The 14,399-nt window shown below is 37.6% G+C and carries 12 protein-coding genes; 11 read left to right on the top strand and 1 reads right to left on the bottom strand.

All coding sequences use genetic code 11. The annotated features are described in order from the left end of the window. Positions 1 to 21: 21 nt before the first annotated feature. The 6 genes from D1B32_RS16315 to D1B32_RS16340 all read left to right on the top strand — a co-directional run bounded on the left by D1B32_RS16315 (position 22) and on the right by D1B32_RS16340 (position 5,882). On the top strand, positions 22 to 1,038 hold the full coding sequence (locus tag D1B32_RS16315) for a LacI family DNA-binding transcriptional regulator (RefSeq protein ID WP_095310645.1): 1,017 nt from the start codon (positions 22 to 24) through the stop codon (positions 1,036 to 1,038). Positions 1,039 to 1,226: 188 nt separating this feature from the next. Beyond that, on the top strand, positions 1,227 to 1,685 hold the full coding sequence (locus tag D1B32_RS16320) for a flavodoxin domain-containing protein (protein WP_118889925.1): 459 nt from the start codon (positions 1,227 to 1,229) through the stop codon (positions 1,683 to 1,685). 331 nt (positions 1,686 to 2,016) lie between these two features. Further along, positions 2,017 to 2,976, top strand: a complete 960-nt coding sequence (locus D1B32_RS16325; protein ID WP_118889926.1) for an agmatinase family protein — start codon at positions 2,017 to 2,019, stop codon at positions 2,974 to 2,976. A gap of 131 nt (positions 2,977 to 3,107) precedes the next feature. After that, positions 3,108 to 4,409 carry a globin-coupled sensor protein gene (locus tag D1B32_RS16330; RefSeq protein ID WP_118889927.1) on the top strand — a complete coding sequence of 434 codons (1,302 nt, stop codon included), beginning with the start codon at positions 3,108 to 3,110 and terminating at the stop codon, positions 4,407 to 4,409. Positions 4,410 to 4,597: 188 nt separating this feature from the next. Beyond that, positions 4,598 to 4,852, top strand: coding sequence for a hypothetical protein (locus tag D1B32_RS16335; RefSeq protein WP_187393169.1), 255 nt, complete (start codon positions 4,598 to 4,600; stop codon positions 4,850 to 4,852). Positions 4,853 to 4,973: 121 nt separating this feature from the next. Next, complete coding sequence (locus D1B32_RS16340; protein ID WP_240033815.1) at positions 4,974 to 5,882, top strand: DMT family transporter; 909 nt, start codon at positions 4,974 to 4,976, stop codon at positions 5,880 to 5,882. A gap of 18 nt (positions 5,883 to 5,900) precedes the next feature. On the opposite strand, the gene D1B32_RS16345 is transcribed toward D1B32_RS16340, so the two are convergent. After that, a complete protein-coding gene (locus D1B32_RS16345) occupies positions 5,901 to 7,226 on the bottom strand; it encodes a short-chain fatty acid transporter (protein WP_118889929.1) in 1,326 nt (441 codons plus the stop codon). A gap of 377 nt (positions 7,227 to 7,603) precedes the next feature. On the opposite strand from D1B32_RS16345, the gene D1B32_RS16350 reads away from it, so the two are divergent. From D1B32_RS16350 to D1B32_RS16370, 5 genes are all read left to right on the top strand, one after another. After that, the gene (locus tag D1B32_RS16350; RefSeq protein ID WP_095310635.1) at positions 7,604 to 8,230 is read left to right on the top strand and encodes a metal-dependent hydrolase; all 627 of its coding nucleotides are present in this window, start codon (positions 7,604 to 7,606) and stop codon (positions 8,228 to 8,230) included. A gap of 238 nt (positions 8,231 to 8,468) precedes the next feature. Next, entirely contained in the window at positions 8,469 to 9,461 is a 993-nt protein-coding gene (locus D1B32_RS16355; RefSeq protein ID WP_118889930.1) for a TAXI family TRAP transporter solute-binding subunit, read from the top strand. A 113-nt stretch (positions 9,462 to 9,574) separates the two neighbouring features. Continuing rightward, entirely contained in the window at positions 9,575 to 11,533 is a 1,959-nt protein-coding gene (locus D1B32_RS16360; RefSeq protein ID WP_095310630.1) for a TRAP transporter permease, read from the top strand. Between the two features lie 302 nt (positions 11,534 to 11,835). Beyond that, complete coding sequence (locus D1B32_RS16365) at positions 11,836 to 12,999, top strand: hypothetical protein (protein WP_095310628.1); 1,164 nt, start codon at positions 11,836 to 11,838, stop codon at positions 12,997 to 12,999. A gap of 21 nt (positions 13,000 to 13,020) precedes the next feature. Further along, positions 13,021 to 14,265, top strand: coding sequence for a metal-dependent hydrolase family protein (locus tag D1B32_RS16370; protein WP_118889931.1), 1,245 nt, complete (start codon positions 13,021 to 13,023; stop codon positions 14,263 to 14,265). Positions 14,266 to 14,399 lie beyond the last annotated feature (134 nt).

A 14,399-nucleotide genomic window follows, 5' to 3' on the forward strand; every position in this document is an offset into this window, starting at 1 on the left:
TTTGAGATGAGGGTGGGAATAATGGTAACGATAAAAGATGTAGCAAAAGCAACTGGAGTAGCACCCTCTACTGTATCGAGAGTAATTGCTGATAATCCGAGGATAAGTGTAGAAACAAAGAAAAAAGTTCGTAAAGCGATGAAAGATTTAGGATACCATCCGAATATAAATGCTCGGAACTTAGTGGCCAAATCGACGAAAGCAATCGGGGTAATCATGCCATCATCTGCTGACAAAGCGTTGCAAAATCCATTCTTTCCCGAAATTTTACGAGGCATTGGTTCCGTTACACATCGTATGCAATACTCTATGACGCTTTCCAGCGGACAAACAGAGGAAGAAATTTTTGAGGAAGTACAGCGATTGGTCCACGGCAGCTATGTTGATGGTGTGATTTTACTTTATTCGCGATTAGAAGACCGTGTAACAAGTTTCCTGAAAGAGATGAAATTTCCATTTGTCATTGTTGGAAAGCCATACGAAAATATGAACGAAATTACACATGTAGACAATGACAATTTTATTGCTGGAAAGGAAATAACACAGCATTTAATTGAAAACGGTCATGAGAAAATTGCATTTATTGGAGGCTCAAGGGATCTATTTGTTACAATAGATCGTGAAGCAGGTTATAAAGCTGCATTGCAAGAAGCTGATTTAGAAGTTAGTGATCGTTATAAAATCCATACGGAATTCCTCAAATCTGGTGGGAGAGAAGCTGTGGAGACTTTACTATCACTAGACGAACCACCAACAGGGATAGTCGTAACAGATGATTTAATGAGTGTCGGGGTGCTTAGTTTGTTAGAAGAATCTGGTGTCCGAGTTCCGCAGGATATTTCATTAGTCAGTTTTAATAATGTGTACTTATCTGAAATTATTCGTCCAGCACTAACGACAGTTGATATACAAATACATGAACTTGGAGTCCAATCAGCTAAGGCTTTAATTGAAAAAACCGTTAATAAATCAGAACCAGTTAAACGAATCAGTATTCAGCACCAGATTGTTTATCGCGATTCGGTGAGTAAACAATGAAAAAGTGATCAGTTTTATATAGAGATACTTAATCCTATTGGACTAAGCATCTCTATTTTATTTGAAAAAAATGTATAAATGTAGTACATATGAACATTGATAAGTATTCTTAAACTATAATTGAAAATGATTATCATTATCGATTATAATAAAGGTGAAATAAAAAGGAAATACATGGAGGGAGTAGCATGAATAAGATTCTTGTAATTTGTTCTAGTTGTACAGGTAATACAGAAATGATGGCAAAAGCCATTGTTCATTATATACAGAAACAAGAACATCACGTTGTATACAAGTCATTTGAATTTGATGTAATTGACGTGAAGGAGCTGCTTGAATATGATTTGGTACTGATTGGAACACATTCTGCAGATGACGGTCAGATTCCATATGAAGCAGAGGACTTCTATAATGAACTGAATGAAGTCGATTTTACCGGTCGTTTAATTGGAGTATTCGGTTCAGGAGAATCTTTTTATGATGTGTTTTGTGAATCGATTGAACTGATGGGAAATCATCTGGAGCACCTTGGAGCAAAGCTTGTCCCTGATCGATTAAAGGTCGAGCTTGAACCAGATGATGACGATTTAATCCGATGTGAAGCTTTTGCTGAAAAAGCATGTTCCATGATTGATGAGGTTCTGTAATGATAAAAAATCAACCAATATATAATATTAGATAACTATTTTTCAATAATGAACTATATTCGGTCGCGATTGAAGATATATTCATTTCGTGACCGGCATATTCCTACAAATAGATAATCTAATTCATCACATCATTTTAATTAACTAGCGAAATGCCCACTTACTAATCCAAAAGCTGCAAATAAACTTCATAATTAATTGATTTTGCACATATCCCTAACATGATAAGAAATTTTATGTTTCATATGAAGAATTTAAGGTAAAGGTTATGATAAAGGTCTATGACCAATAGGATAAAGTCACAGATATGAAATAGGTTAGGAGAGATAGAGTGAGGAATAATAAAATCTATGGGAATACTCCTTGTTATTTAGGTGGAGAAAAAGTTAGTTTAGGGGATAATAGTTTTAAAGACAAAGATGTTCTTGTTTACGGTGTACCATGGGAAGGAGCGGTTACATGGGGAGATTACACTGGATGCGAACTTGGTCCAAAGGCGATACGAATAAATTCAGCACGCTATTCAGGCTACTTACCTGAATTGAATCATATCGATGTATTAAGTCATTATAAAATTGGTGATTTAGGTGATGTAGATGTTGTCCCGGCAGATACAGCAGAAACGATGAATCGAATTGAAAGTTTTGCAAAAAAGGTATGGAAGACGGAAAAGTTCCCAGTTGTTTTTGGTGGAGACCATGGGATTACGTATCCAATTGTAAAAGCTTTAAGTGAGGAAGTAGATGGCGAAGTCGGAATCATACATCTTGATGCGCATTATGATAATTATCCCGATTATAATGGTGACTTATATGCAAGAAGTACACCATTTCACCGAATTTATGAAAGTGAAAGTGTACGAAATGAAAGTATTGTTCATATGGGGATTCATGGCCCGAGAAACCAACCAGAGACAGGTAAATATGCAAAGGAAGTCGGTGCAGCAACGATTTCTGTAAGAGAAATTCGACAGGCTGGAAATCAGTTAACCGATTTAGCAAAGCAAGCATACGACATTGCAAGTAAGGAGACAGATGCAGTTTATTTAAGTATTTGCAGTGATGTACTTGACTTTGCCTTTAACCCTGGTGGTCCAGTTGATGGTAATGGGCTTACTTCTTTTGAACTATTAGAACTCATTCATGAATTTGCCAAACTTGGAGTCAGAGGAATGGACTATGTGGAGGTCTACCCACAGCAAGATCCAAATGATAACTCCTCCCACTTTGTAACGTATGCCGTGCTATATGCGTTGGCAGGGAAGATACTAGGTGGTGACGGTCAAACTTAATACAACAGTATCAATCGCTTCTTACTTTGTGAGAGGCGATTTTTATTTCCGATTATTAGATTAAACATCAATGGTTTTGTATCCGATATAAAGGATAAGTTTAAAAGCATGGGTAGAAAGTAGGGGGCAACATGTTTGTTAAAAGAAAACAAAGAAATGATGCTGTTTTAGTCGAATGGAGTAAGCAAATGGACCCTAAGCTACAAATAGAAACAGGGTCTGATTTAGAGAAGCAATTAAAAATGTTGGATTTTTCAAGGGAAGATTTTGCAATTGCACAGGTGTTAAAGCCTTATATAGAGGCTGAAAATCAGTTCGTTGTTGAGGGATTTTATAAAAATCTAGAATACAACCAAGATTTAATTAAAATCATTGAAAAGAACAGCTCAATTGAAAGACTGAAGAAAACATTACGTACCCATATCGTTGAGATGTTTTCTGGTGAGATGAATGATTCCTTTATTAAGAGAAGAAAGATAATCGCCCATATCCACGTAAGAATCGGACTTACACAGAAATGGTATATTGCATCCTTTCAAAAGCTCTTTGATGGGTTAATCGATATCGTACAAAAAAACTTCGAAAATACGGCAGATCAAATTTTAGCAATTAAGGTTATCAATAAGTTGCTGAATTTGGAACAGCAGATTGTTTTAGAGGCGTACGATGAGGAAGTAATGCGAATCAAGGATCAAGATGTACAAACAAAAATGAACATAGTTCAAACATTAGAGGAAAACTCTACGGAACTTGCAACATTGGCTGAAGAAACAACAGCTTCCATTGAAGAAATGATTGCACAAGTAAATGTCATTACTTCTAATTCGAAAGCGGGTACACAATTTGCAGAGGAAGCAAAAGAAGCAGCCGCAGAAGGAAAATCTCGTTTAACAGTCATGAATCAATCTTTGGAAAATATGCAGCAGAGTACTACAAAGGTAAATGAAGATATGGCAAACTTAGAAAACACATCCACACAGATTAAGGACATTATTGAAATTGTGAAGTCGATTGCAGACCAAACAAATCTTTTAGCATTGAATGCGTCCATAGAGGCAGCGAGAGCTGGAGAGCATGGACGCGGCTTTGCAGTTGTTGCTGAAGAAGTAAGGAAGCTTGCAGAGCAAACTGGAAATTCTGTTACAAACGTGACAGAACTTGTTACGTTAACGAATGAACAGATCTTTAATAGTGCTTCTTCTTTACAGGAAGTTCAACAATTTCTAACCAATGTAAAGGGGCAGATGGCAAATACTGAAGCCGCGTTCCAAAAAATTGATAACACTATGGATAAAACGAAAAACAGTAATGAAACAATTCAAACTGATCTTGAAGTATTTGAACAGGGCATAGAAGCAATTGAACAATCGGCAGTTACAATTTCCGGGTCCGCAGATAACTTAAATAAAATGATGGAAGAATGTTTACTTTAGAAGGCTCTGGGGTTCCTATGTTCTTTAGGGGAATCCTTTTTCCTTTGACTGTACTGTACATATTTTAGCTTCACTGTCTCAAAATTGTACAGATAATAATACCTATTTAATTATCTTAAATTCATACTAATTACACTTGTGAAATGGTGCACGAAAAGCGTAAACTAGCAGTATAGGAGGGGGATGTGTTGACCCAGGAAATGATTAACGAGTTGTTAGCGGCCATCACATTGTTATTAGAGGATTTGAAAGATATACAAGAAAATAGCTATCATATGGATCAATTATTTAATCAATTAGAATCTGATATAAATGATGTTGAGATAACAATCCTTGGCTTAGAACAAAATGCGCAGAATCTGGATGAAAGACTTGCTCAAGTACTTCAATGTATGATGAGCAAAGCAAGAGACAACACAACAAACTTTAAAGCAATTAGCTAAAAGCGTGCAACTGCAGGCTTATTTTTTTTTGCGAAAATACGATGCGGGGACATTTTCCTTGGTTCTACCCACTGTCTCTGCTAGCATAAGCTGTAAGAATTATTCGAAATGGGGAACAATGGTGGGGAAATTTTTAAATCGGATACAGGAAAATAAATTTGTTTTGTGGAGCTTAATACTAACGATAACAGTTATTTGGGGATACGCATGGGTGCTCATGAAGGAGTCTCTTAATTTTATGGGACCCTTTGTATTTTCTTCTTTTCGATTTGGGATAGGGGCTGTAACGCTCTTGTTAATGGTAGTTTTTCTAAAAGTTGGTTTTCCTTCAAGAGAATCATGGAAGCACCTCCTTGTAGTTGGCTTATTACAGACAGCAATTGTGTTTCTGCTTGTTATGTTTGCTTTGAAATTTGTCGATGCTGGAAAATCGTCTGTACTCCTTTATTCCATGCCGATTTGGAGCAGTATCCTGGCGACAAAATTTTTGCATGAAAAAATCACGCCGGCCAAGCTAACTGGTTTGTTTCTAGGGATGCTAGGACTGTTAGCAATTCTCGGTGGGGACATTTGGATGGGGCAAGATATCGGGGTCATATTTGGAGAACTATTAATAATTATTGCTGCTATATCGTGGGGGATATCGAATGTTTATTATCGTCTTCATGTCCAGCACCTATCGAAAATACAAGCGACAGCATTTCAGATGCTGTTTGGGGCAATCGTCATTCTCATAGTAACGCTTTTTATGGAATGGGGGGAACCTATCCAATTTAATGCAGTAAGTGTTTATTATATTCTATTCACAGGTATACTGGCATCCGCACTTTGTTTCTTCGTTTGGTTTGTTATAATTAGTGTGGTGGATATCGTAACTGCAACACTATCAACCTTGCTTGTCCCATTATTTGGGCTCTTGTTTAGCAGTTTCTTCTTAAATGAAACGATGAGTTTTAGTATGATTATTGGATTTATCTTCATTATTTTTGGTATTGCCGTAGCACAAATAAGGAAACCCCGGCGTGTATAACGTCTCGGGGTTTCCTTATTAAAATAGTAAAAGGCCAAGTGCAATTGGAATAAAACTAAACATTAAAATCATTACACAGAACCCCATAATATCTCGGATTTTTAGTCCTGCAATAGCAAGAACCGGCAGAGCCCAGAATGGCTGAATCATATTTGTCCATGCGTCTCCCCAAGCAACTGCCATAGCAGTCTTTGCTGTATCCGCACCGATTTCAAGTGCTGCTTGAATCATTATTGGTCCTTGCACAGCCCATTGTCCACCACCAGAAGGAACGAAAACATTCACAATACCAGCGCTGATAAATGTGAAAATTGGCAATGTGGCTGCTGTAGAAAAGCTGACAAACCATAATGAAATCTGTTCGGATAATCCAGATGAATCCATCATTCCCATGATTCCTGCATAAAAAGGAAATTGTACGATAATACCTCCCGCATTTTTAACTCCATCACTAACAGTATCGAGAAAACGGCGGGGAGTTCCGTGTAGAATAATCCCTAAGAAAAGAAAAATAAAATTAACTATATTTATATTTAAGTCAAATCCATTCATCACAAAATGATAACCTACAAATAGCAGTCCCATTAAACCGATTAAGAGTGAGAGGACCCGGCTATTCTCCATTCGTTCAGCAGGTGTTGTTGGTTGCGCAACCGCTGCGTTCACGATTTCTTTCGATTCTTCTTTCCATAATGACGTATTTGTTGGACTTATCGGATCGGCACCTTTTAATAAATATCGATTAAAAAATGGCAATGTAATTAATAGTGTAATAACAATAAATATATTAAATGGACTAAACAATGTATCTACGACTGGGATTATACCCATTGTATCTTCTAAAAAGTGTCCAGGGGTAGCTATGAGAAGTGGTACCGATCCTGAAAAACCACCATGCCAGATAAGCATTCCACTGTATGCGCTTGCGATTAAGATCCGATAATCGACTGCAGGAACTCGTTTTGCGACGTGAACAGCAAATAATGCCCCTACAACTAGCCCAAATCCATAGTTTATTAGACAAGCTACTAAAGCAACAAATGTAACAAGCATAACCGCCTGACCTGGAGTTTTTGCTAAATCACTAAGCTTAGCTAAAAAGCGTTTCACAACCGGTGTACTTGCTAAAATAAATCCGGTCACAACAACGAGGGACATTTGCATGCCAAAAGCAAGGAGATCCCAAAAACCATTTCCCCAATGGGTAACCATTTCCATTGGACCATTGTCCGTTAAGATAACCCCTAAAAAATAAACGAAAATGGTTAAAATAATTGCAAATAAAAATGCATCTGGTAAGTAACGCTGAACTAATCTGTCAAAAAATGACGTTAAAAATCTCAATAGAATTCCTCCCTTTGCAAACATTTTTTAAAATAATAGTACCATAAATACAAAAATTATCATGCTGAAATATATGCTCGTCCTTAGGGAAATAGTATGATTTTGCAAGATAAGATAATCAAAAATATGGTTAAACGTGTCGATTTTGTTTGTATAACACACATAACTTGTTATTTTTGTGTAAAATAGAGCTTGGTGTTTTGGAGGATAGGAAAGCATAAAAACTTTACTATCTGTATAAGTGCAACGAATGCATTCGTCTAAAGTCTTGCATTTTAACGTATAAGTTCTACTAAGAATGCTTTCTACGAATCCCATCTACAAGTACCAGGTTTTCTAAAAATACCACATTAATTTGGAAAGAGATGATATATCATATGAATGGAACAGCACATGTTGCAATTGGAGCGGCTGCAGGCTTTGTCGTTGCGAATCAATTTGCATCGTCTCCTACGACAACATTACTTTTCGTTGGACTAGGAGGTGTTTCAGGCTTAATGCCTGATTTGGATATCGATGGAAAACTTCGAAGCAAAATAACATTCTCCCATAAAGTAATTCAATCAGCGGCTCAGTTAATTGGTGCATTGATGATTATGTACAGTCTTTATGAAGGAACAGCAACAGAACGACTTTTTGGGATGGGGATCGGCATAGCGATGATGGCATTATCAGCTTTGCTTAAACAAAAACATATGTTAATTATTACGGGGATAGGTATACTTGCTGGCAGTATTACGTTACAAGAAAAATGGCTAATGTTGCTTGGAGTTTACATATTAATAGCATCTTTCGTTTCTCATCGGAGTTACACACACTCCATTATAGGTACTATATTCTTCGGAATTATTGCTTTTCATTTACAGGAGTCTCTTGGAATCGAAGGTGTCTTCTATGCTTGTTTAGCTGGTTATATTAGCCATCTAGTTGCCGATAGCAAGTTTCTTCCGGTTAATAAGCGGGGAATTAAATTGTTTCTGCCTTTTTCCTCAAAGGAGTTTTAGCATGTGAAGTAGATTGTTGAATACTTCCAAACGGTTTGGAAACTTCCCTATAATTAGTAGTCGAATCTATGGATTTGGCTACTAGTTTATTAGCTTCATTTTTGTCCAGATATTCCATTGAATAAATATTGAAATTTTTCTGAAATAATATATAATTAGTGTAAGGATTGGCTAACATTGGAAATCTACATAGTATTTAAGAATATCCGAAAAGTAAACATGATAAGGGGTTGATGGTGTGTTCAAAAGAATATTTTTGTTAACGCTTACATCTATTTTATGCTTATTTTTACTTATAGCCTGTGGTGGGGGAGGAGCAAATATTGCAATTGGTCCGCCTGCAAGTGAAACAAATGCGGTATCCAAATTAATTTTGGATGCCTATGGTATTGAAGATAGTGATTATAGTGCCTATCAAGAAGGCTTTGGAGACGCAGCAGATGGTGTACAAGACGGAAACATCGATGTTTCTATTGGTATTCTAGGTTTGCCTGCCGGTAATATTGAAAGTTTGCAAGCGTCTGTTGGTGATGTGAAAATGATTGGGTTATCAGATGATGCGATAGCATATATGGAAGAAAACAGTGGATACATGCGATACACGATTCCACAGGATACGTATGATTTTATGGATGAAGATATTGAGACCGTTACGGCATTTGCTGTTTTAGTAGCAAATACAGATTCAATTGATGAAGAGCTTGGATATGAGCTTGCGAAAAGTATGGTGGAAAATGCAAACGAAAATACACATGCACAGTCCGTGCATATGACGTTGGAAAATGCACTGCAAGGAGCAGAAGGCTTACCGATTCATCCTGGTGCTAAGCGTTATTACGAAGAGCAAGGGTTGGCGGTAGATAATGAAGTTGCAGTACTAGGCGCAACGGAACGAAAGAATGATTTAATTTTGGGAACGGGAAGTCAGGGCGGTACCTATTATCCACTCGGTGGAGAAATAGCGACGATTTGGAATAAGAATATTGAAGGATTAAATGTGACGAATACAGAAACGGGTGCTTCCATTGAAAACTTAGCCAGTATACGTGATGGGAATATGGATCTTGGTATGACAGTTCATGTACCGGCACTGGATGCAGTGCATGGAGAAGGTGACTTTGCAGAAAATGAAGTTACAAATGCAGCATTTATCGGTCATATTTACCCTGAAGTCGTTCAAATTGTTACACGGGAAAACACAGACATCACGAGCCTGGACGATTTAGAGTAAGTTATATAGAGGTACTTGGTTCCATATTTTAATTGCTATATAAGAATACAAAGAAGAGGATCTAGTAATTAAACCGGGATCCTTTTCTTACTATTTTATAAAGGTGTGATCGAATGAAAGAAAACTCCCAACTAGATGCTAAACAAATTTTAGAAAAATATGATCGCGAGAGCAATTACCGTGTAAACATTGGAAAGTGGGCTTGGGTCGTTTCATTTCTAGGTGTAGCTCTTACGCTATTCCATTTATATACAGGTTATTTTGGTACACTTCCATCACAGCAGCAAGGAGCAATTCACTTAGGAACAGCGCTTGGTCTTATGTTTTTACTGTTTCCTGCAAAAAAAGGATTACAAAAAAAACAAAAAACCGTTCCATGGTATGATGTGCTTTTAGCATTTACTGCAATTTATGTAACGTACCATAAGATTATTTTCTTTGAATCGATTCTTCAAAGTCGTATTTCTGGATATGGTACGTTAGATGTTATTATTTCTATTCTTGGAATTTTATTATTACTGGAAGCAACTCGTCGAACAGTAGGACTTCCTATTGTCATTGTAGCGAGTGTTGCGATTTTGTATGCTGTTTTTGGTAACTTTATGCCGACACAAATACTGTCACATCCAGGATTCGCCGTGGATCGGATTACAACAGATTTATGGTATAAGGAGATCGGTATTTTTGGTACGCCGATTCAAATATCAGCCAAGTTTATTTTCTTATTTCTTTTCTTTGGCGTTATTTTAGTGCACACGAAAATCGGTCAGTTTTTTAATGATATTGCACTTGCTTTAACGGGAAGATTTACGGGTGGTACTGCTAAAACAGCTGTAGTAGCAAGTGCACTGCAAGGTATGGTATCTGGAAGTTCGGTTGGGAATACAGTTGCTTCTGGATCGTTTACCATTCCAATGATGAAAAAGTCAGGGTTTAAGCCAGAATTTGCTGCAGCGACAGAAGCTTCTGCGTCTACTGGGGGACAAATTATGCCACCAATTATGGGAGCCGCGGCATTTATTATGATGGAATATTTAGGTGTGTCCTACGGAACAATTATGTTAGCAGCAATCGTTCCTGCTGTATTATATTTTACAGGTATCTTTATTGGAACTCATTTTGAAGCAAAGAAAATAGGTGTTATCGGATTACCGAAGGCTCAGCTGCCAGTTTTCAAGGAGTTAATGGTGAAAAATGGGTACATGCTTCTGCCGCTATTCATTATTATTGGAACGATTATGGTTGGTTTTACTCCACAACGAGCAGCATTAATGGGGATTTTCACTGCTTTTCTTGTTAGCTTAATTCGAAAAGACACACGAATGAGCGTTAAAAAAGTGTTTCTTGTTCTGGAGGAAGGTGCTCGGGTAGCACTGCCGGTAATTGCAGCAGTTGGAACGGCAGGGATTATTGCTGGAGTTGTAAGTATTACAGGCTTGGGAGCTAAATTTGCCGCAAGTATCATTGCGTTATCAGGTGGCATACTATTTTTCTCCTTAATTTTTACCATGATTGCTTGTATTATTTTGGGCATGGGACTTCCAACAACCGCTAACTATGTCGTGACAGCGACCATTGCAGCGCCTGTTCTAATTAATGATTTTGGGGTTTTACCGATAGCAGCTCATATGTTTGTCTTTTACTTCGGAATTGTTGCAGATATTACACCACCTGTTTGCTTGGCTGCATATGCTGGGGCTGGCATCGCTCGAGCAAATCCATTTAAATCGGGGGTAACAGCTGTGAAATTAGCCATAGCTGCATTCATTATACCGTATATATTCATTTACAATCCAATATTGTTGTTACAGGATATTACACCAATAAGACTCATTATTTCCTTATTAACTGCAATTATCGGAATGACCGCAGTTAGTAGCGCTGTGATTGGATTTTTCATAAGAAGTTCCTATTCATGGGAGCGTCTGATTCTGTTTATTGCAGGTGTTATGCTTATTGTACCTGATTTGGTTATTAGTTTAATTGGATTATTACTCCTTCTCGGGGTTTGGTATATACAGAAACAGCGCAAGGATGACTCTGGAGAAATGAAAGCACGTTTATCTGTGTGAATTATTGAGTCCTATATAAGAGCTTTGTAAATGGAGAGTTGCGCTTTAATGTAACTCTCCATTTTATTTTAAGCTACACTTTCGTTATATAAGAAAATTTCGAGTTGAGTTTAAATAATGATAGCGAATACATGACGAAATTCGACAAAAATTTCAGATATTGTATTGATTTTTGAGAGGAAATGGGTTTATAATATCTAAAATTGCTCTAAACATTGGTTGCTATTATATAAAGGACCTGCTTGCATGGAGTGAATTTTCATAATAATAAAACTTTACATCTTAGATACGGAGGTCTTTTTATGCTAAGCAATCCACTTATAGCTACAACGCTTATTTTTGCATTGATTGCACTTGGAGAGTGGCTTTCGATCATCTCCAAAGCAAGAATTCCAATGCTTCTTACCGCGATGGTAGGTTATTTGATTTGTATTTGGACGGGAATATTCCCTAAAGATATTCTTGCAACATCACAATTCGCTGCATTAGGGGCGATGTTAGTTGGACCTGCTATTTTACACATGGGCACAATGATTCCTTTTTCACTCTTGAAAACCCAGTATAAAGCTGTATTAATTTCATTAGGAGGGATTATAGTTTCTGGTGTACTCATATTGGTTATTGTCTCATTTCTCTTTGACTATCCAACTGCGGTAGCGGGAATTGGGCCGCTCAGTGGAGGAGTTGTAGCACTAATTATTACTTCTGAAAAGTTAACAGAGATTGGGCTGACAAGCTTAGTAGTTATTCCAGCATTGATCGTTGCGTTTCAAGGATTATTGGGAATGCCGCTCGCGCAATATTTTCTAAGAAAATATGCGTTTACGATTCAAGAGCAGATAGATAATGGAACATTTAAGCCGATGGAAGATACTAAGCTTACAGCTACAAAGGAAACAGCTGCGAAGAGTCCAATTAAATCGAGTATGACATTAAAATTATTCTTTGTATTTGTAGGTGCAGCAATTGGTACGGCACTAGGTGAGGTAACACCAATCCATTACAGTCTTTGGTGTCTTGCATTTGGTGTAACAGGATTGAAGCTCGGTATCTTTGAACATAAATCACTGGAAAAAGCGAATTCATTTAACTTAACGATGATTGCAATTATATTTGTTGTTATTGGTACAATGGCTGATGTTAGTCCACAGGATGTATTAAACAACCTGCCTAGTATCATTGTTTTGCTTTTGCTTGGTACACTCGGTATTTCATTAGGTGGATTTATCGTTTCGAAGCTGCTGAAGTGGCACCCATATAAGGGAATGCCTGTTGCTTTAACAGCATTATTTGGGTTTCCGGCTGACTATATTCTTTGTGAAGAAGTAAGCAGAAGTATTGCAAGGAATAAAGAGGAAGAGGAAACCATTTTTAATGAAATGCTGACACCGATGCTAATTGGCGGGTTTACGACCGTTACCATTGCATCAGTAGTCATCGCGGGAATATTAGTTCAAACATTATAGGAATCGTTGGAGGAAAATAAAATGGGAAAAACAATAATTAAAAATGGATTGTTGATAGATGGAAATGGTGGAGAAATTCAACAAGGTGCAATTGTTGTTGTAGAAGGTAATTGTATACAATACGTTGGTCCCGAAAGTATGTATACTGCAGACGGTAATGAAGCAGTTTTGGATGCGCAGGGTGGAACGATTATGCCAGGTTTAATAGATACACATGTTCATATGATGCTCGAGTTTTCACCGGTTGCAAAAAGGCTGACAACTCCATTTTCTTTTATGTATTACCAAGCAGCAAAATACCTGGAAGCAACATTACACGCAGGCATTACTTCTGTTCGCGATGCACTTGGAGCAGATCTAGGTGTGAAAAAAGCAATTGAAGAGGGGCTTATTACAGGACCAAGAATGCAATTAAGTATTAACGCACTGACGATCACTGGCGGGCATGGGGATGGTTATACAGTCTCGGGTATAGAAATGGATCTTTTACCATCGGGTTATCCAGGAATGCCAAGTGGAAAATGTGATGGAGTAGAAGAGGTTCGCAAAAAAGCACGTGAAATGCTGCGTGCAGGTGCAGAAGTTATAAAGGTGCACGCAACTGGTGGTGTAACAAGTGCAACAGACCACCCGGAATTCACGCAATTTTCTCAAGCAGAATTAGAAGCGATTGTTGAGGAAGGAAAGTTTAGAAAAGGTGTCAAGGTAATGGCACATGCACAAGGTGCAGAAGGTATTAAAAATGCAGTAAGGGCTGGAGTACATTCGATTGAGCATGGAATCTTTCTGGATGATGAGGCAATTGAGTTGATGCTTGAAAAAGGTACATATCTCGTACCAACATTACTTGCTCCTGTTGGTGTTTTAGAAACAGCAGAGGAAGCAGGTATGCCTGATACTGCTGTAGAAAAATCAAAGGAAGTTATTGAAATTCATAAAGCAAGTATTGCAAAAGCTTATCAAGCCGGTGTGAAAATTGCTATGGGAACAGATGCAGGAGTTGTGAAACATGGAATCAACTTACGTGAGCTAGGTTTAATGACGGAGATTGGAATGTCACCGATGGAGTCCATTGTAGCTTCTACAAAAACTGCTGCAGAATGTCTCGGATGGGAAAATAAAGTTGGGACAATTGAAGCTGGAAAATTAGCAGATATTATTATCGTAAAAGGCAACCCGCTGGAGGATATTTCCTCTCTTGCTGACAATGATACGATTCAGATTGTAATGAAAGATGGAAAAGTAGAGAAGAACCTACTAAACTAATAAAAATGAGGCTGGGACAAAACCCCAGTAATTAAAAAGAGTGGTACTCGCCAATAAGTTGGTGAGTACCGCTCTTTTTATGCATACAAAAAGGACACCTTTTGATAAAATTAAAGTTACCAGACAATAATTTT

Source organism: Oceanobacillus profundus (genome assembly GCF_003515705.1).
Taxonomy (GTDB): Bacteria; Bacillota; Bacilli; order Bacillales; family Amphibacillaceae; genus Oceanobacillus; species Oceanobacillus profundus.

Coding starts and splice junctions, on each gene's coding strand:
- D1B32_RS16315 (WP_095310645.1), top strand. CDS start 22: ATGGTAACGATAAAAGATGTAGCAAAAGCAACTGGAGTAGCACCCTCT.
- D1B32_RS16320 (WP_118889925.1), top strand. CDS start 1,227: ATGAATAAGATTCTTGTAATTTGTTCTAGTTGTACAGGTAATACAGAA.
- D1B32_RS16330 (WP_118889927.1), top strand. CDS start 3,108: ATGTTTGTTAAAAGAAAACAAAGAAATGATGCTGTTTTAGTCGAATGG.
- D1B32_RS16350 (WP_095310635.1), top strand. CDS start 7,604: ATGAATGGAACAGCACATGTTGCAATTGGAGCGGCTGCAGGCTTTGTC.
- D1B32_RS16360 (WP_095310630.1), top strand. CDS start 9,575: ATGAAAGAAAACTCCCAACTAGATGCTAAACAAATTTTAGAAAAATAT.
- D1B32_RS16365 (WP_095310628.1), top strand. CDS start 11,836: ATGCTAAGCAATCCACTTATAGCTACAACGCTTATTTTTGCATTGATT.
- D1B32_RS16370 (WP_118889931.1), top strand. CDS start 13,021: ATGGGAAAAACAATAATTAAAAATGGATTGTTGATAGATGGAAATGGT.